Source organism: Robertmurraya phoenicis (genome assembly GCF_047302285.1).
In the GTDB taxonomy this organism is placed as follows: Bacteria; Bacillota; Bacilli; order Bacillales; family Cytobacillaceae; genus Robertmurraya.
The window spans coordinates 2,465,076-2,483,192 of record NZ_CP154845.1; the positions used below are offsets into that span (position 1 = coordinate 2,465,076).

At 36.7% G+C, this 18,117-nt stretch carries 17 protein-coding genes and 2 pseudogenes; 2 read left to right on the top strand and 17 right to left on the bottom strand.

What is annotated here, in order from left to right; translation table 11 throughout:
- Nucleotides 1-35: 35 nt before the first annotated feature.
- The 10 genes and pseudogenes from AA0X71_RS12205 to AA0X71_RS12250 all read right to left on the bottom strand — a co-directional run.
- Complete coding sequence (locus AA0X71_RS12205; RefSeq protein ID WP_413355589.1) at nucleotides 36-1,337, bottom strand: acetamidase/formamidase family protein; 1,302 nt, start codon at nucleotides 1,335-1,337, stop codon at nucleotides 36-38.
- A gap of 183 nt (nucleotides 1,338-1,520) precedes the next feature.
- Nucleotides 1,521-1,874 (bottom strand): hypothetical protein, encoded by a 354-nt coding sequence (locus tag AA0X71_RS12210; protein WP_413355590.1) that lies wholly within the window; start codon nucleotides 1,872-1,874, stop codon nucleotides 1,521-1,523.
- A gap of 295 nt (nucleotides 1,875-2,169) precedes the next feature.
- Nucleotides 2,170-3,243 (bottom strand): P1 family peptidase, encoded by a 1,074-nt coding sequence (locus AA0X71_RS12215; RefSeq protein WP_413355591.1) that lies wholly within the window; start codon nucleotides 3,241-3,243, stop codon nucleotides 2,170-2,172.
- Between the two features lie 125 nt (nucleotides 3,244-3,368).
- Nucleotides 3,369-4,094 (bottom strand): 7-carboxy-7-deazaguanine synthase QueE, encoded by a 726-nt coding sequence (queE, locus tag AA0X71_RS12220; protein ID WP_413355592.1) that lies wholly within the window; start codon nucleotides 4,092-4,094, stop codon nucleotides 3,369-3,371.
- Complete coding sequence (gene queD, locus AA0X71_RS12225) at nucleotides 4,087-4,554, bottom strand: 6-carboxytetrahydropterin synthase QueD (RefSeq protein WP_413362581.1); 468 nt, start codon at nucleotides 4,552-4,554, stop codon at nucleotides 4,087-4,089. The genes queE and queD overlap by 8 nt, the downstream gene beginning before the upstream one ends.
- Nucleotides 4,555-4,565: 11 nt before the next feature.
- Nucleotides 4,566-5,234, bottom strand: coding sequence for a 7-cyano-7-deazaguanine synthase QueC (gene queC, locus AA0X71_RS12230; protein WP_413355593.1), 669 nt, complete (start codon nucleotides 5,232-5,234; stop codon nucleotides 4,566-4,568).
- 202 nt (nucleotides 5,235-5,436) lie between these two features.
- Nucleotides 5,437-5,661, bottom strand: coding sequence for a hypothetical protein (locus AA0X71_RS12235; protein WP_413355594.1), 225 nt, complete (start codon nucleotides 5,659-5,661; stop codon nucleotides 5,437-5,439).
- Nucleotides 5,662-5,783: 122 nt separating this feature from the next.
- On the bottom strand, nucleotides 5,784-8,936 hold the full coding sequence (locus tag AA0X71_RS12240; RefSeq protein WP_413355595.1) for a DUF3427 domain-containing protein: 3,153 nt from the start codon (nucleotides 8,934-8,936) through the stop codon (nucleotides 5,784-5,786).
- 430 nt (nucleotides 8,937-9,366) lie between these two features.
- Nucleotides 9,367-9,673, bottom strand: a pseudogene (locus tag AA0X71_RS12245) (protoporphyrinogen oxidase); the annotation flags it as partial.
- Nucleotides 9,648-9,840: pseudogene (locus AA0X71_RS12250) on the bottom strand (general stress protein); the annotation flags it as partial. The pseudogenes AA0X71_RS12250 and AA0X71_RS12245, both read right to left, overlap by 26 nt.
- 112 nt (nucleotides 9,841-9,952) lie before the next feature.
- Here AA0X71_RS12250 and AA0X71_RS12255 point away from each other — a divergent pair.
- Nucleotides 9,953-10,090 (top strand): hypothetical protein, encoded by a 138-nt coding sequence (locus tag AA0X71_RS12255; RefSeq protein ID WP_413355596.1) that lies wholly within the window; start codon nucleotides 9,953-9,955, stop codon nucleotides 10,088-10,090.
- Between the two features lie 50 nt (nucleotides 10,091-10,140).
- Here the strand turns inward: AA0X71_RS12255 and AA0X71_RS12260 are convergent, their stop codons facing one another.
- The 6 genes from AA0X71_RS12260 to AA0X71_RS12285 form a co-directional block, all read right to left on the bottom strand.
- A complete protein-coding gene (locus tag AA0X71_RS12260) occupies nucleotides 10,141-11,808 on the bottom strand; it encodes a hypothetical protein (protein WP_413355597.1) in 1,668 nt (555 codons plus the stop codon).
- Between the two features lie 464 nt (nucleotides 11,809-12,272).
- Nucleotides 12,273-12,617, bottom strand: coding sequence for a PstS family phosphate ABC transporter substrate-binding protein (locus tag AA0X71_RS12265; protein ID WP_413355598.1), 345 nt, complete (start codon nucleotides 12,615-12,617; stop codon nucleotides 12,273-12,275).
- A gap of 140 nt (nucleotides 12,618-12,757) precedes the next feature.
- Nucleotides 12,758-13,393 carry a pentapeptide repeat-containing protein gene (locus tag AA0X71_RS12270; RefSeq protein ID WP_413355599.1) on the bottom strand — a complete coding sequence of 212 codons (636 nt, stop codon included), beginning with the start codon at nucleotides 13,391-13,393 and terminating at the stop codon, nucleotides 12,758-12,760.
- Nucleotides 13,394-13,437: 44 nt separating this feature from the next.
- Entirely contained in the window at nucleotides 13,438-14,310 is an 873-nt protein-coding gene (locus tag AA0X71_RS12275) for a proline iminopeptidase-family hydrolase (protein WP_413355600.1), read from the bottom strand.
- A gap of 156 nt (nucleotides 14,311-14,466) precedes the next feature.
- Nucleotides 14,467-15,894: a DHA2 family efflux MFS transporter permease subunit gene (locus AA0X71_RS12280; protein WP_413355601.1), complete on the bottom strand. Its 1,428-nt coding sequence runs from the start codon at nucleotides 15,892-15,894 to the stop codon at nucleotides 14,467-14,469.
- A gap of 198 nt (nucleotides 15,895-16,092) precedes the next feature.
- Nucleotides 16,093-16,605, bottom strand: a complete 513-nt coding sequence (locus AA0X71_RS12285; RefSeq protein WP_413355602.1) for a DoxX family protein — start codon at nucleotides 16,603-16,605, stop codon at nucleotides 16,093-16,095.
- Nucleotides 16,606-16,883: 278 nt separating this feature from the next.
- Between AA0X71_RS12285 and AA0X71_RS12290 the strand changes: the two genes are divergently transcribed.
- Nucleotides 16,884-17,324 (top strand): cell wall hydrolase, encoded by a 441-nt coding sequence (locus AA0X71_RS12290; protein WP_413355603.1) that lies wholly within the window; start codon nucleotides 16,884-16,886, stop codon nucleotides 17,322-17,324.
- Between the two features lie 37 nt (nucleotides 17,325-17,361).
- Here AA0X71_RS12290 and AA0X71_RS12295 read toward each other — a convergent pair whose 3' ends face one another.
- On the bottom strand, nucleotides 17,362-18,117 hold the full coding sequence (locus AA0X71_RS12295) for an HAAS domain-containing protein (protein ID WP_413355604.1): 756 nt from the start codon (nucleotides 18,115-18,117) through the stop codon (nucleotides 17,362-17,364).

Genomic DNA, 18,117 nt, shown 5'->3' on the forward strand with positions numbered 1-18,117 from the left:
AAAAAGATTTCAATAGCCTGTGAAGCATACTTTTATTATAAAATAGAATGATAGTGTTCCTTTATCAAGTCTGTTAAGTCTAGTTGATTAAGATATTTAGTTGGTGCAAGCATCGTTACTGTTACAATTCCAGGATTTCTTCCAATTTCTATGGAGCCTGTAATCGTTGCTCGGTTCATCACTTCTGGTACTTCGATCCCTAGTACCTGCGCTCCACGGGCTAGCCCGTTATCTGTCGCTTCATTTAAAGTTGCACCTGAACCGATAAAGGAGATTGGAAGAGATTCTTCTAATTCGTTCACTCCCCACTGTTTTGCGACATTAAGTGCGGATTCTCTCTCCTTTTTCGTCATCGGCTTTGCAAGATAAGGCAAATCTTCTGCAACAGGAAGAAGAATCGGTCCTTCGATATTTAATCCTTTGAGAACTTTCACTTGAAGATTTACGATTCCCGAGACGTCTGCTGTATGACCAGCAATTTCTCCATCCCCCTGCATTGCATGCATATCACCGATATAGATACCTCCACCTTCTACTTTTACAGGGCATATCAAAATGGCTCCTTCTCTTACTCTATTAATATCCATATGGCCGTCTGTTCTACTTTCTAATTGTTCCTTCGTAATTCCATATTCATGGGGAGCTCCAATCAAAAACTGACCAAAATCGCCTGCATTATGAGAGTCGGGAATAGGTCTTGATGGCGTTGTCCCAAGCTGCCCTAGAAATGGTCTTAGTCGTGCAACAGTCCCTACCATATCGTGAGGAGCAAATGTGACTATAGGATTTTGAACCGAATTTTCGGGAGTTGACATGAAGTTACGACCATCCCTTGCTATTTCCTCGGCTGCTTCTTTATGGAGAGTAACACCTATTTTTCGATTAGAATCGAAGGCAATCGTATACCCGTTTGTAAAAACAAATGGGGTAACGTCCTGATTGCAGTTGATGCAACGAATAGCCTCAGGGCCAACCCCTTCTATCTTTGTTTCAGGATAGAGCTGTCCACAATTAGGGCATTTAACCGCAACAAAAGGATCACCAAGAAATCTGCCATCTACAGGTTTATCATTCCCAGAAGAAGTAGCGAGCGATGTGACCTGAATGGACTTAATTCGAATGGCAATTGCATCACCAACTTCTGCACCCTCTACATACACAGGCTTGGTTACTTCATGTCCACCACGAATACAAGGAGTAATCATCGGTCCCCAGCACCCTGGTGTCGTATTTGCAATAATATGACCACCATCCCTAACCGGACCAAGCATTTCTTCACTCGGATCTAAAATCCCATTTGTGAACTCATTAACATACACGGTTTGCTTTGCTTCCATTGCTCATCATCCTCCACTCTATTATATTCTTACTTATATATTAACTCAGTATAAAGAATATTCAATTATTAAATCTTTTCTAGTGTTGTTATATACAATAAAAAGCCCTAGTAAAAAAACTAGGACTTTTAACAGTAACTAAATTGTAAGGGTATCAGTTGCTTCACATAGCTTTTTAGCAACCTATTCACCCGAAACCCAAACTAATTTGATATTATACTTTGTATTTCCTTTAGTAAACACACGATTGAATTTCCCATCCAAAATTAATTGTTGTAATGAGCTCTTCGTTTCATCTGCCCACACATTTATTTTTCCTTGCCCATCATAAGGTGAAACAGATGACTGTTTCGCACTAATTTTCTCTAAATCATCTCCATCAAAATGATGACGATGCTGGTAGTTGTAAGTGTCTGATTTATCCTTAAGCTTTAGTGGAGCACGATTGATTAATCTGTTTTTGCGGTAAAAAGAAATGATATTCGCTTTTCCTGATTTAATTTTATCAATTTCAATGATAATTTCCTTCTCATTCATATGCATAGTCTCCATTTCCAAACCATATTTTTGAATCTTATTAATAATCAGTATCCCCAAAACTAATCAGAGGAAACATTACTCCTACTAAAACCGTCGTTTCATGGCGATTTTACCTCAATAATGTATCCATTCATTCATTATCCGTTTGCGATAACAAAAAAGCTTGCAGAACTGTTTTCATTAAACTAGCCTGCAAGCTTTGAGCTAAAATCCTGTTATTCTAATGATACACTTATTTTCGATAAATAGCGATACTTATTTATGAACAGACTTACATAGTCCAATTCTTATCCTATTTTTTTAGCAGATGATAAGGAAACTCATTCACTCTTCTCCCTTTTCTTCCTATCGTGGTTTCTGCATTAGTTAATGAATTTAAAATGGCTTCTTCAGTCGCCTCAGCTGCAGCAGTAAAAAGAGAATTCATAACAGATTTATCCTCTCTTAAAAGAAATTGTTGCTCCTTCTCATGTTCTGAAAAGTGAGGAACTGTCTGTGAAGTTGAAAAAGCAATCACAATATCTCCACTGCCATGGCTCATATGGCTACCCGTTCTCCCCAAACCAATACCACATCTTTTAGCCATTCTTTGTAGCTGCCGTTCATTGACTGGAGCATCTGTCGCTAACACGATAATAATGGAACCATCTGTTTGTGAATCTGTAGTGTCTTCGCTCATTTCGGATGCTATAAAACGATTATGAGTATGTAATTCTTCTTGAGTGCCGAAGTTGCTTAATACTAAACAACCGACCGTGTAATTTTCTTGATTGGCGTCTATCGGAACTAATCGTGAGGAACAGCCTATTCCACCTTTATAACCGAAACAAACCATTCCAGTACCTGCGCCAACAGCCCCTTCTATAACTTTATCCGTAGAAGCTTTACTGATCGCCTCTTTTGCATGCTCTGGTTTTACTGGCATCATCCGAATCGAATTTAAATAGCTATCATTACATTCTCCTACCACTGTATTTGCAGTACCAGTGGTTTCACCGATTTCGGGATTTTGCTCTAACAGATATTCTAAAGTCCCTTGAGTAACAGCTGGAATTGCGAATGTATTGGTTAACATGATAGGGGACTCTAATCTTCCTAGTTCGTTTATTTGTACTAATCCGGTTGACTTTCCAAATCCATTAAAAACATAACTCGTTGCGATCACCTTCTCACGAAATATGTTTCCTCCATGTGGAAGAATGGCTGTAACTCCAGTACACGCCCATTCGTTTTCCCCTTTTGTAAGTGGATGCTTAAGGGTCACATGACCAACATGCACCCCTTTGACATCCGTAATACAATTATTGGACCCAGGTGGTAACTGTCCAACTTTGAAACCCAATTCTCTTATTTTCCTCCTTGTCATAGTAACTCGCCCTCCAGTGATTAATGGTCCAAGCATTTTTATAGCATTTTTAAAGGAGTTGATCATTACTCTCTTATATCAGAAGGTACTCATAGGACATGTGTTACCCTCAATTTATTTTTAACTTACACCCCACGCTTATTCCCCCAAATTAAGGTATGGAGCTGCGGGAGTACTCGAACATTTTTTAGTTCTTGGTCCTCTATTGTTTTGTTAATCAGCCATTCGTACTTATTTAACAAATGATGAACAAGCCCTTGAGTGTTCGTGGTTTGACTGTCATCATTCCCAACTTGTAAATAGAATGGTAGAGTCGGATATCGAAGATGGATCTTTTTAGCATAAGAGAAATCGGCCTCATCAAAGATGACCACTTTCAAGCTAATATTGCCTAAATCGGCATTGACATATCTTTTGATAATCTCGTCTAATGCTTCAAAATCAGTGACCATTCCAGAGCTTGGTGGTTTCGGGGAAATCGTTAACTGATCAATCTGTAAGAACCAATCCTGCCATTTAGACCCTTGCGTTTCCAAGCCAATTTCAATGTGATTTTCCTTTAATAACTCGATTAAATAAGAAAGGTTTTTTAACAGAGCCGGGTTTCCTCCAGATAATGTAACGAAGGAAAACCCTTCCCCACCAATTCTCTTAAGCTCTTGCCATATTTCTTCCGCGGTCATTTGTTTAATTAGGTCTTTACCTGAGCCATCCCAAGTAAAAGCAGAATCACACCATGAACACGAGTAATCACAACCGGCAGTTCGAACAAACATCGTTTTTTGCCCAATAACCATTCCTTCCCCTTGAATCGTGGGACCGAAGATTTCCATTACGGGAATTTTACTCATATTCCATCCACTCCCGTCTTGCCTCTGCATAGCTTGTTGGTGTTTCAAATAAACGAATGAATTCTACCCTTGCATCTGGATGTGAATCTACAATTGCATCCTGTAATTGTTCATAGATCCATACAACCAAATTTTCTGCCGTTGTATTCATTTTCGGCAAGGTTTCGTTTAAATATCGGTGATCAAGAAACACTTCAATTTTCTCTTTCCAGATCTTTTTAAGGTCACCAAAATCGATGACAATGCCAATCTCATCGACAAACGCACTTACACCTAGTATCACTTTATAGGTGTGGCCATGGAGATTTTTGCACTTACCCTCATAGCAATGAAGATGGTGAGCTGCATCAAAGGTAAATTCTTTACTGACAAGAACGCGCTTTTGATGATATTTGAGTTCGTTTTTTTTGATGTCTTGATCGATTTTTTGTAATTGCTCTACGATGCGAAAACCAAACATAGATGTATCCATTATTCTTCCACTCCTACTCGAGTTGAAAGATAACGGTCTAGCCCATTCTTTCTTAGCTTACAAGAAGGACATTCACCGCAGCCATCACCAATCACACCGTTATAACAAGTTAATGTTTTTTCACGAACGAATTCTAAAGCATTCAAGTCATCCGCCATTTTCCATGTATCTGCTTTATCTAACCACATTAATGGCGTATGAATCACAAACTGCTTATCCATCGATAGATTAATGGTTACATTCAATGATTTAATAAATGCATCACGGCAATCAGGATACCCGCTAAAATCTGTTTCACAAACACCAGTAATGATATGCTTTGCATTAACTTGACTGGCAAGTACCGCTGCAAAGGATAAGAAAATCAGATTTCTCCCTGGAACAAAAGTAGATGGGAGCTCTCCATCCACTCCCTCTTTAATTTCAATATCATCTCTCGTTAACGCATTTGGCGCTAACTGATTTAATAAATTCATATCTAAAATATGATGCTTAACGTTTAGTTCTTTTGCAATCGCTTTGGCACATTCAATTTCCTCGATATGCCGTTGATTGTAATTAAACGTAACAGCCTCTACTTCCGCAAAAGTTTCAAGTGCCCAAAACAAACACGTTGTGCTATCCTGACCACCACTAAAAACAACAATCGCTTTTTCATCTTTTAACATCAGAAAAACTCCTTTTTTTAAAAGAAAAAACAGTACCCCAAGATCGAAGTACTGCTTCATCTTAGTTTTTTTAGAGAGGGGTGCTAGAACCTCTTTTATTTAGCTAAGAACATACTAACATAAATTTTGGAGCGTGGGTATTGCTTTGAAAGAAGAAATAGCCATTTCGAAAAAGCCCTCTAATTTAAAGCGCCTTTTAGTCTTACAATATTTTCTTCTTCTCAAACTTATCCTCGTTCACCATCTGTTCCAACTCAAGTCTCATTTTCTCGGTCTCAATTAAAAAGTTTTTATGCTTCAGCTTCTCCAATTCCAGTTGGTCTTTCAGCATTTTGTGTTTCATTTTCGTTTGTTTTTGAAAATGGTCTGTAATAATGGCTACAATAGGAATGGAAAGAAACATCACGACAGCTATCGTTCCAGTCATATCGACCCTCCTGACGAAATATGATTTTGATTACATTTTACACCAGATAATGACGGGAGCATATGGTTTTTGAGATTATTGGTTATACATAATAATACCTATCTTAATGTGAAAAAAAGATCTTATAAAATATTTTTATTTGCTTTTGGAACTAAATAGGATGGCATTTCCTTATCAAGCTGCCAAATAAAACTTATTGGATTGCTTCCTGAATGTTTTATATATTGTGCTGTTCCAAGGAATACAAAAGGTGAAGTGTAGCCTTGTTCCTTTTTATACTCGCGCACAAACAATGCAATTTTATGATTATTTTTTCTGTGATGTATATATCTTTTCGCCGTTTCACTTCCCTCTGATACTCGACTTTGTGATTGCCAATGAAACAAAAATTCATTAATGGCGTAGTCATCATAGAGCGTAGATGGTGAAAAGTCTTTATCAGATTTATTTAAAGTAATAAAGAAAATATCTAAATCTTTATCTTTAAAATACTTAACCCCCTCTCGAAAAGCCGGACTTTGGAAGTCGTTATAGTAATCAAATCCCGCTAGAACTTGTGCCGTAGTATAACGACAATGTATTCGAAGTGGACACGGATATTCAAAATTATGTGCGATTTCAATTGTTTGTATCGTTTCAAACAAGTACTGTAAGATTTCGTAGATCTCACTCTTAAATTCCCTATACTGTAATATATTTTGAACCCCTTCCTCAATGGACTTGAAACCTTCCTTTTTTGGATGGTTCTTATAGAAGCTATAATATAATAGATTCAGCATTTGCTTTTCTTCTAGTAGAACAGCCTGGTCATCTTGGAGGTATCTCAATAAAAATTTTATTAAAGATGGAGAATTAAAATGAAATAAATTAGGCAAACGACTGGTTATCATTTTCTCATCCTTACTTAAGAAGTTGTCTTTTAACTCTGCTTCTATAGCTAATCGACAAAAACTTCTATCTCCATTTTTTCCGTAAAAATCATGCAGAGAGAGCTTGTAATGATGTAGAAAATTAGGTAAAGTCAGGTCTAATCCCGTATCTTCACTAAAATATTTCATTTTCGTAACTAAATTCGCTCTAGTATTGGTACTTGATTTTATATTTCGAAGAATGTACTCCTTTGCTTGTTTTTCTAATTGAATAAAAGACCCTCTCGGTAAATTGAAAAATCCATGTTCAACATAATGTTGGACAGAATGTTTTGTCTTACCTATAAGTGCGCGAAATTTTTCTTCGAAATTATATTTTTGATGTGCTTGCCCTACAAAATCTAAAACAGTTAGACATTCTTTATTGTCTGAAAGTCGCAATCCTCTTCCTAACTGCTGTAGAAAAACCGTCAAGCTTTCAGTTGGTCTTAAGAAAAGAATTGTATTGATTTCTGGAATATCTATCCCTTCATTATAAAGATCGACAACAAAAATAAATTTTATCTCACCATTTACAAGTTTTCTTTGTGCATCTTTTCTTATGGTTGAATTAACTTCCCCAAATAGTGGAATTGAAGGTATTCCTACTTTATTAAAATATTCTGCCATATACTTTGCGTGTTCTATAGAAACACAGAACCCTAATCCCTTAACTTCGTCTATTTCTGTTAAATATGTCTCAATACTTTTGATAATCTGGTTGCTTCGCTTTGAATTAGTCGTATATACATTTTCTAATTCTTTTATCTCATAACCTTTTCGGCTCCATCTTAAATTAGATAAATCAACAGTATCTGTCACACAAAAATATTGAAAAGGACTAAGAAGTTTTTGATTAATGGCTTCCGTTAAGCGCATTTCCGCAGCTATCGTATCATCAAAATAGCTTAATATATTCTTTCCATCCATTCTCTCTGGAGTCGCTGTTAACCCAACTAGAATCTCAGGAGAATAATGTTTTAATAATCTCTGATACGACTCAGCCGCAGCATGATGAAATTCATCAACTATGATAAAATCATAAAGCTCTTTGGATGTAAATTCATAAAGTTTCTTACTGTTAAAACTCTGAATACTTATGAATAAGTTGTTCAGTGAGCCTGGTTGGTGACCTCCTACTAGTAAATCACCGAAATTCGGGTCCTTCAAAATGGCACGGAAAGTATGCAAACTTTGCTCTAAGATTTCTTCACGATGAGCAACAAAAAGTAATGTAGCCGACTTATTCTTTTTATCGTAATATTTCTTGAAATCAAATGCCGAAATAACAGTTTTTCCAACACCAGTTGCTGCTACAACTAAATTTTTTGTTCGTCCATATACTTCTCGTTCTACCTGAAGTTTTTCCAGGATTTCCTTCTGATAATAGTACGGTTGAATATCAAAAATATAATGGAAATCTTCCATATTCTTGTCTTTATTTTTCGAAAGTGCGAGTTTAAGGCGTTCTTGGGATTCTTCGTTTTCAGGGTGGAAAAGAATAAATTCTTTATCATTCCAATAGCTTTCAAATGAAGCATCACATTTTTTGAGAATATCAAAAGAGTCCTTCTCAGTTACTTTAATATTCCATTCCAATCCAGATGTCAATGCTGGATTAGATAGATTTGAAGAGCCAATATAAGCCGTGCTAAAACCTGTGTCTCTTTTAAAGATATAGGCTTTAGCATGGAGCCTTGTTCTATTAGTATCATAAGAAATTTTGATCTCAGTGTTTTTCAGTAAACTCAATTCATGAATAGCCTTATAATCAGTTGCCTCCATATAAGAAGTCGTAATAATATAGAGTTTTCCACCTCTTTCTGTAAAGCTCTTTAACTCTTCCATGATACATCTTAATCCGCTCCATTTTAGAAATGAAACCAGCAGATGAATAGTATCCGAGGATAAGATTTCCTTTTTTAATTCTCCAAGCATGTTCGGTTCATAGCTTGATCCAGTAAATAAAGAACTTTGCGATATAGGTGTAACTGGCCTAACTATTTCTTCTTTCTTTATATTTTTTATTGAATTTATTTTAGAGTAAATATGAGTTAAGATTTCGCCACTCTCTTCGATTTTCAATGATTCAAATTCTTCCTCTTCAAGCTCCATACTTAAAAGGTGAATGATAGAATTACAAGTTTTAATTTGGCTTAACAAGGCCATATGATCGTTTGAATCATTCTCTCTAACATATTTTAGGGCTTTTCTTGTCACTAAAGATATGTAGGTAGAAAGTATTTTTCTTGCCTCTTCAACATCTAATGGTTCACATCCTATAACGAATGTATTTTCATTCAAATTCTGCAAATCCTTCTTAATTCTTTTGTTTATAATTTCCTCGTATATTCCTTCATTTAGCATTGAATTCCCTCTTATAAAAAATTTTTAATTATTTTTAAAAATAAATGTAACATTATATTTAATTTACCTTATTTTCTCATAATTCACATTAATATTAAAGTCGGTTAGTTTTAAATGATATAAAAAATGGATCATGTAATAAAAGAATTGAACCACATTAAAATAATGGGGTGATCATTTGAAACGTTGGTTGCAAATCCTTATTTTAGGTTACCTTTCGTTTTTGTTCTTTGGAAGTTTTATTGCTGTGGGTTATTGTGGGTGGGTCTGCTTGAAGAGCTATTTCCCATCCTTTCAAAAAATAGAAGTTTTCTTGTATTACTTTTTAGCTGGGTCCATGATGAGCTCATACCCGTGTTTAACGGCCTCTTCAGGAACGCTGCAATCTGCAATGACTTCCAATCGTTAAGTCACTGAGTGCCTCCGATTAGACTCCAGAAAGAACAGGAGAAATTTGTTTCTCAACTAACTCTTTCCCTAGAAAGTATTCTAGAAAACGACCGACCGAATCGGTTTTCGCGAAGATAAGAAAGGCCCATCGTATTGTAGACAACTTCCTTTTCCAAAACAAGTTCTTCTATCACAGGCATTGTGTCCAATTTACGAGACACAATTGAATCTGCCCCTGCTTCCATCAAAAACTCATTTTGCTTCACTGTTCGAATTTTCCCGCCAATCTGATTGGTCCCCTGGTTTCTTTGTTTCTTTAAATTATAATAACCGCTTAAAATCCTTATTCATACTCGATCTCTTCAATCGTTTGCTCTTAATCAAATTTTTGATATCAGAGATCTTATCGTAGGAGAGTTGAATATAGAAGTAGTTAATAAACTCTAATAGAGCAAAAATATATATATATCAATAAAGCTATTAATAATCCCCCTATTGGCCATGAGGGATACCATTTTGATTTTCAACTGGATGTAAACATTCCATTTATGTCCTCTGAATTAATGATTATTTTCATGCTAATTACCATACTTTTAATTTTTTTTAGTTTGATCGGTTATATCAGAATGAAGAGAATGGCTAAGAAGGAACTGTCTGGCGAGGAAGAAGACAAACGCGATGCACAACAATATCGAACGTATTGTGATATCTCTTTTGCTGTCAACCCATCCCCCCTTTACACAATTGTTGCAAAACAGATATAAAACAGGAAGGCCGCTATCCCAATTGAGATAGCAGCCTTCCTTCCAAAAATTTATTCCAATCCTTCAATCACAACTTCTTTCGCTGGCATAAATACTTCGCCCGTATCCAGGTAACGAACGTTCACTGTATCACCTTCTTGTAGATAGATGGAGAGTGGGCTACTTTCTGAAGATATAACATAACTCTTTTTGTTGTCTAACAAGAAAGTGATCGTCGTAAAATCGCCTACCTTTTCCTTGTAGACCCGGACGACCGTTCCGCTTACTTGCTTTTCCTCTGCTTTCGAAGTTCCATCCACGGTGCCTCCGCCTCGTTGCAATGCTGTTTTGTATAGCCTTAATGCTTCATTTGGTGTATTCGCGTAAACCGAAATTTCAGGGTTTGCTGCAGATACAATAAAATAATTTTGCAAGAAACCATTCGAATCTAGCACAGGTGTAAGCCAGCTGGCTTCTCCATAGAAGTTATAGAGGACAGGCATTTCGCCATTCCATTTCTTTTCGATGAATTTCTTTTCAATGATTTGCAAAGCACCTTGTGAGTCCATATACGATTGTTCAAGATCACCTGTATAGTAAGTAGCTTCGCCTGTTCTAGAATTTGTCAGAGAATAGCCAAGCATCGAGTCTACACCCTCTTTTGGACTTGTGAAATCCGTGAAATAATACATATCCCCATTTTCATCAAAAATCGGACTCACATTGGCTTCGGTCCCTTCATCAGATGGAAGTTTGACATCTCTTTTGCCAAATTTACTATTCCAAAAACCATGAATATAATTACCATAGTAACTATTTTGTAAGCTGACGACTTCTGGTGAAACGGACCCATCAATAAAGTCTGGAATTTCTGCTAAAGGATAGTTGTTGGTTTGCCCAGTCTTCGGGTCCACCATAACAATTCCCTGCACATCAAAACCATTTCGAGCAGAGATGAATTGACCATAGGAACGAATATAAAAAGGCTTTCCTTCATCATCAATTTCTAATTGTACGTCCCCATAGAAAATGTAATTTGGATACTTCATCCGTATATGGCGTTCTAGATTTTTATGAAAATAAGAGGATGGTGTGTATTCCATTTCCGCTTTCATAAATTTGGGATTATCACTCGAGTCGGTCGCACTAATGGTAAAATAACCTGGCGTCGTATCTCCATTGAACCATTTGAAGAAGCCAGAAAATTCAACAGGTGCGATATAGACATAGTCTCCATTGACTTTTTGAATTTGTAGGTTTCCGAGTTCGTAATAACTCGTGTCTGGAACCTGACCAAATGCCTTCTTCATTTTGTTCCGTGCAAATTTTGGCGGGACACTTGCCGGTGTTTCAGTCTCATCAAATGTTTCGATTTCTGTTTTCTCGTTCATTTTTGCGACTTCATATTTATCATCAGCATTAAAAAGGAATGCTGATAAGAACATTGCACCAACTACTAAACTTCCAAGGAATAATACCCCTTTAAGCATTTTTTCCTTACCGGATGCAAGAAGGGTTCCTAAAAGGGTGACAGGAATCGCTAATCCCCATAAAGACGTGAAGTTTCGGTCAAGATTTGTGAGATAATAGAATGCAAAAATGACAATAATAATAAGAACAATTGCAATAAGTAGGAATCCCGGTTTTGATTTCTTTTCCTCTTTTTTACTAGTAAAAGGAATCAACACTAGTGCCGAGGCTAATCCCGCGATAAGTGAAAATAAGTATATATTGCCCATAATATCCCTCCTGTGATAAAACCTATCTATTCTAATACGGTCGATAGATGGAAAAGTTTCAAATGAAGGAGTTTGTTGCTAATTGGGCTAGCTTAAGAATGCATTTAAATTAATTTTTTCAAGAGTGCTCTATTACGAAAAAATAGACCTCCCCCAATTCCTATGAAAATCTTCGGTACTTTGGAACAGATCCTCAAAATATTAACCTACTTTATCCCATTCTCACGCTTAAGCAACCTTCCCATCGGCCAATAAGTAATAATAAACACCAATATTCCAACGATTTCAAGATTGATATAATACCAAATCCCATTTCCAAAAAATGATAATAGGGTCTCGTTATCGGTCGGGCTTAAACGTAACGACATGGGGAAATGAAAACATTGTAAAATCCTGCATTTCTGAAACCGAAAACATGTCATCACCTCTATTGAAAAAATGAGGTACTTCTTCTTACATATTATTCACCACCATGATGTTCTAACACGAATTTCTTCATCCTTTCCACCAACCTCACTCCAGTTGGTGATTTTCCCAGAATAGATACCTTGAATCTCGTCTATCGTTAATTTGTCTACTGGATTTTTCGAATGTACAAAGAAAACGAATACCTCTCTTCCAATTGGCGTGAGATTTAATTGGATTCCAAGTTGCTCCGCTCTTCTCATTTGACTTTCCGAAGGATGGGCAACAAAAATGATGTCTGCCTCCCCATTTAGTAAACGATCAAAAGCACCTCTCGTTTGATTTGATACAACCTCTCCTTCTCCTAGAGGATAATCCTTTTTATGGATATACAGCTTGGGCAAAAGCAGAATAAACGGGATATAATGCCGTTGCCCCGTCTAAAATGGGGAGATTGGCTTGAATTTTAAAATTGGAAGGTTCATTTAAAGAAACGGCTTAGGAAAAATGGCAAGAACTAAAAAAGACTGACTCAAACTTCCTGTCAGTCTTTTACGATGATGCCTAAGAGACTTGCAAATTGGATCGCCTGAAAACTTGATACCTTACAGCCTCTTAAATCCTCCATGTCAACAATCAGTTCATCAAATGTAGAGGTACTCATATCTATCCCTTTTAAAGAGGTTTCACTGAAATTAGCTCCATCAAGCTGACACTCTTGAAAATCAACATTCTTAAATTTGCAGTTAAAGAAATCTATCCCTTTCAGTGTACTATTTTGATAGATTACCTTCTCAAGCTTTGAATCGCCAAATGAAGCAAAGTTTAGTACAGATTCGATGAAATGCACATTTCCAAAACGAGAGTCAGTAAAGTCCGCTCCCACCAGCTTGCAATTTCGAAAAACAACTCGATGAATAGAAGACTTTTGCAATTTCGCATTAGACAAATCACAGTTTTCAAACACTACATCTGTCATATCGATTTGACTAAAATCTGTGTTCAGAAAGCTTCCATTCTTCATTACAACATCATATAACCGGATTCGATCCGTTGCCTCATTTTCAAAGGTGGCTCCTACCACTTCACAAGATTCTAAAGCTAAATCTTCACCTTCATATATTTCATCGAATTTCTTAGAAGATAATTGTGGTGTTATTCTTGGTACTTCCATTTTCATAAATTATACCTCTCTCTCTGGAATACATCTCCGAATATCAAAACCTACCCATCGAAACGTTGATGGAACCCTCTCACTACTCTCACATACTCTTCCATTTCTTCTAAATATGGCATATGCGCGCTTTTTTCAAACACATGAAACTTTGCGTTTGGAGTAAGACTTTTATAATACTCTGTTGTTTCAGGCGTAGCTTCATCATAACGGCCACATGTGTAAAGTGCAGGTACATCGATATTTTTAAGTTCAGACGTACAATCAAAATTTTTCAGGTTTCCAGTAACATGAAATTCTGATGGGCCCCACATGATATTATACACTTCACGATTTTTGAATTTAGACCCTTCTTTGAGAAAAGCTGGCATTGGATCAAGTCGGCAAACAAAGCTTTTATTGAATTCTTCAGTTGCTTTTTTATAATCCTCTGAGTCTGTAGTATTGTTATTTTCACAGGCGATTAAAGTCTCTTGTACTTCCTTTGGTAAAAGCTTTCGGTTACGATTCTGGTCCTCTGCCCAAAGTGGAGCACTTAAGCATGGACTGGAAAAAATTACACTTTCTACACCTTTTGGTTGTGTGAGCAGATAAGCAGCAGCTAACGTTGTCCCCCATGAGTGTCCCAGAATATGTACTTTATCAAAGCCGAGAGCCTCCCGTATTTGTCTCAATTCCTCTACAAACCGATCTATTTTCCAAAGATCTGGATCGTTAGGTCGTTCTGATTTTCCACATCCCAACTGATCATAGAATATAACGGGTCTTTCGTCAGCTAATATTCTTAAGCCCTGTAATGAATAATGAGAGGAACCTGGACCGCCGTGTAAGATTATTATAGGAATGTTCTTAGAATAACGATTATGAATTTGGTACCATACTTTCCCACCAGCAACCTCAACGAAGCCTTCTTTTATAGACATATATTTCTCTCCTTTTTTGGTTCGAGCGATGTAAATCATATTTTTTATTATAGACGATTCTGAAACGCCATAATGCTTTTCAATGATCGAAATATTTCATTTTCATAAAAAAATCTGCAAAAATTGAGAACTTCAACATTTGCAGATTTCTTATTTCTATTCTCTTACTAATTCTCTATCTCTTTCTTCCAGTTCCTCTTGCGACACTTTTTTGTCTTTAATGAAAAAGGAAATGCCCAATCCTACAAGAGATAGTGCAGCAACCACAATGAATGCTACATTCACCCCATAAATATCTGGATTGACAATTTGTCGACTTGCAGCAGATTCTTCTGATGTCGTCATAACAGTGACAAGGATCGCCGTACCAACTGAGGCAGCAATTTGTCTCATTGTGTTGTCCATCGCTGTGCCGTGTGGAATTAATCGTTTTGGTAATTGATTTAATCCAGCTGTAGCAATTGGCATCATCACCATGGATAAACCTAACATGCGGATACTGTACATAATCGTCATGTATGCTAACGATGTGGACGTATCTAATTGAATAAAAGCAAAGGATGCAAGCGTCATAATCGTTAAGCCAACCATAACTAACTTCTTCGGTCCAAATTTATCAAAAATTCTACCGGCTATTGGTGACATAATTCCGGTGATAACCGCACCTGGTAATAAGGTAAGTCCTGCTTCAAAGGCCGTGAATTCACGCATATTTTGCATATAAAGTGGAATAAGCGTTTCTACCCCAATTAAGCCCATGAACGCAATCATTCCAATCGCAACGGCAAATGGAAAAATCGAATAAGTAAAGACGCGGAACTCTAACATTGGATTTTTTAGTTTTAATTGTCTGAAAATGAATAAAACAAGTGACACGATCCCGACCGCTAATGTCAAAATTGTCATCATTGCGGACCAACCGTTATTTCCTGCCGACGTGAAGCCGTAAAGGAGTCCTCCAAACCCAAATGAAGATAAAATAATCGATGGAATATCGAGCTTTGGCTTCCGTAATTCTGTTACATTTTTCAGCGCAAAAAAAGCGATTATAATATCAATAATAGCAATAGGTAAAATGATATAGAATAAAACTCTCCACGAATAATGTTCCGTTACATACCCTGATAACGCTGGACCAATCGCTGGTGCAAAAGAAATGACGAGACCAATTAGTCCCATTGCTGCCCCACGCTTATTAACTGGGAAAATCATTAAAAACACGGTCTGCATCAACGGCAACATAACGCCAGCACCAGCAGATTGTATCACTCGCCCAATCAATAGCATTGGAAAATTCGGGGCAATCGCTGCCACTAATGTTCCAGCTGCAAAAATACTCATTGCCGTGATAAAAAGCTGTCTTGTCGAAAATCGTTCTAATAAAAATGCACTGACAGGAATCATAATCCCGTTCACTAACATAAAGACAGTCGTTAACCATTGAGCTGTGTTTGCTGTAATCCCCATTTCTTCCATAATGGGTGGAATCGCTGTAATCATTAACGTTTGATTCAAAATCGCAATAAACGATCCAGCGAGTAAAAGGATGACGATCGTTTTCCTGTTGAATTCTAAATTTTGCATAACACTCCTTCTTTCCTGTGTTCTCACTTTATAAAGGATACATGATTTCGTTTCAATTATCTATTCACACGATTCCAATTTATAGCGAAGCACGACTGATTGAATTGATATGTGAATGAGAAGCAGAACACAATGAAAATGTTAGCACACCAAAAAAGAACAGTAGGAGAATTCCTACTGTTCTTTAGGTTATTTTATTTAAGCTGAAATAGACTGACTTGCTTCGTTTTTACCTAGACCCACTAATTTACGAAGGTAAGGTAATACGTAGCGATCTAAACCATATTTACCTGCATTGTAACCAGCTGCTGCGATGAATACACCCATGATGATATCTGTTGGGTTATGAGATACTGTACCAGAAAGCATGAATGAGAAATTCATTACCATTGCAAAGAATGCTGCTGCTGTTGTTAAACATCCAAGAATAAGTCCTAAACCTACTAAAAATTCACCAAGTGGAATCATGACATTGAATAATGAAGCGTTAGGAATTGCAAAGCTTTCTAAGAATGATACCCATCCACCATATACTGCTTGGCCATCGTGCATGACCGGGTTTGCAACGGCACCTTTTAAGAATCCAGCAGCGTCAAAACCACCTGTTAATTTGCCCCATCCTGCAGACATCCATGCCCAACCAAGATAAATACGAACGACTGTTAAAATACCTGCGACAATATTGTTTTCTCTTAATAATTTTCCGAACATGATAATCTCCCCTTATTAAGGTTTATAATGTGTAAATGATAACTTCTTTATGAGTTAAGAATATCACTTTCAATACGATAAAACAGCAGATTGTGTAATCATTCACAATTCTGAAACAAAGTTATGACAGACTTTTGAACACGGTAATTTCGATCTGATTTCTCCCCATTCTTTCAAAGCACTCGGCAGCTCATCCTATGTATTTTTTCTCCATATAAGACTACCTACATAACATTTTTATCGTCTTTTCTCATACACTTTAGTTAGAGGTAATAAATGTGGCTAGAGTAAAATATACGGATAGTGACGTTGCCTTAATGGCTAGGATGATGCGGGCGGAAGCTGAAGGTGAAGGTCGGCTTGGGATGCTCATGGTTGGAAATGTAATTGTCAATCGACTCAAAGCCAATTGTCTAGACTTTTTAGATTTAAGAGAGATTTCACATGTTATTTTCCAAGTACAAGGTGGGAATTATTCATTTGAAGCCGTTCAGAAAGGGAATGTTTTTTATAATCCAGCACGTGCTGTAGAAAAAAAATTAGCCAAACAAACATTAGACTACTGGAGAGAACACCCTTCTAAATATGCTCTATGGTACTTCAACCCGTATGCTCCATGTCCCCCTACATGGTATGATCAACCATTTGCTGGCCAATTCAAACAACATTGTTATTATGAGCCACAAGCAAATACATGTGAAGGTGCCTATAGATGGTAATAAAAAAATAGCCACTTTGGGCGATTTTTTTCTGCATTTAACTCGTTGCATTTTTTCTTTTTTCAGCGATCCAAAGATTTAATAAAAGAACGATAAACATCAACAGATAAGAACTTATAGAAAGCATAAGCTGTGCTTCAATCCCTATGTTTGTAAATCTGGAAAAAACATCTGGAATAAAAAGGATCGTCGGTAGCCAAATCGGTAACCATGCTTTACTCCAAATCGCTATCATGATAAATATACAACAACATATCACTATAACTATAATATCTGCTATCGTATTACCAATAAAAAACGGATCAACGATAATCTTACTAGCAACCAATATTAGAATTGTTGTTAATGTTACAATTGCACTCGCAATCATACCTCCAATAAAAAACTTCTTTTTTGAATATTGCTTCTTTCCAGCTTGCTGTAAGAAGTAAACGTATATCGCGAGTCCAAACAAAGCTATTATTGGAAGACCACCAACTTGTATGAGGTTTAATTCAAATTCTCCTCGTATCGCTGGCCCCATTAGAAAATAAGCAATGACACTTAGTAGAAAGATTGGGAGGAATTTAATTAGACTTTTATAGTCCGTCTTCATTTCCTTTTTCAAAGAGGACATATATTGTTCAGGAGATTGATCAATAATATCTTCTATACTTCTGCCACTTTTCTCCACTTCTATTAGATGATCCTGTAACTCCCCTATTAATTCTTTGATTTCTCGTTCATTTTTTCCTGATATCATTAAGTACATCCGCAGATTGTCAATGAATTCTTCACTTTTTGTGGAAAGCAT

Excerpts from the sequence above, each read along its gene's own strand:
- AA0X71_RS12235 (WP_413355594.1), bottom strand. The coding sequence starts at position 5,661 with ATGACTGGAACGATAGCTGTCGTGATGTTTCTTTCCATTCCTATTGTA.
- AA0X71_RS12240 (WP_413355595.1), bottom strand. The coding sequence starts at position 8,936 with ATGCTAAATGAAGGAATATACGAGGAAATTATAAACAAAAGAATTAAG.
- AA0X71_RS12215 (WP_413355591.1), bottom strand. The coding sequence starts at position 3,243 with ATGACAAGGAGGAAAATAAGAGAATTGGGTTTCAAAGTTGGACAGTTA.
- AA0X71_RS12255 (WP_413355596.1), top strand. The coding sequence starts at position 9,953 with ATGAAGAGAATGGCTAAGAAGGAACTGTCTGGCGAGGAAGAAGACAAA.
- AA0X71_RS12280 (WP_413355601.1), bottom strand. The coding sequence starts at position 15,894 with ATGCAAAATTTAGAATTCAACAGGAAAACGATCGTCATCCTTTTACTC.
- AA0X71_RS12295 (WP_413355604.1), bottom strand. The coding sequence starts at position 18,117 with ATGCTTTCCACAAAAAGTGAAGAATTCATTGACAATCTGCGGATGTAC.
- AA0X71_RS12285 (WP_413355602.1), bottom strand. The coding sequence starts at position 16,605 with ATGTTCGGAAAATTATTAAGAGAAAACAATATTGTCGCAGGTATTTTA.
- AA0X71_RS12275 (WP_413355600.1), bottom strand. The coding sequence starts at position 14,310 with ATGTCTATAAAAGAAGGCTTCGTTGAGGTTGCTGGTGGGAAAGTATGG.
- AA0X71_RS12260 (WP_413355597.1), bottom strand. The coding sequence starts at position 11,808 with ATGGGCAATATATACTTATTTTCACTTATCGCGGGATTAGCCTCGGCA.
- AA0X71_RS12205 (WP_413355589.1), bottom strand. The coding sequence starts at position 1,337 with ATGGAAGCAAAGCAAACCGTGTATGTTAATGAGTTCACAAATGGGATT.
- queD (WP_413362581.1), bottom strand. The coding sequence starts at position 4,554 with ATGTTTGGTTTTCGCATCGTAGAGCAATTACAAAAAATCGATCAAGAC.
- AA0X71_RS12270 (WP_413355599.1), bottom strand. The coding sequence starts at position 13,393 with ATGAAAATGGAAGTACCAAGAATAACACCACAATTATCTTCTAAGAAA.
- queE (WP_413355592.1), bottom strand. The coding sequence starts at position 4,094 with ATGAGTAAAATTCCCGTAATGGAAATCTTCGGTCCCACGATTCAAGGG.
- queC (WP_413355593.1), bottom strand. The coding sequence starts at position 5,234 with ATGTTAAAAGATGAAAAAGCGATTGTTGTTTTTAGTGGTGGTCAGGAT.
- AA0X71_RS12210 (WP_413355590.1), bottom strand. The coding sequence starts at position 1,874 with ATGAATGAGAAGGAAATTATCATTGAAATTGATAAAATTAAATCAGGA.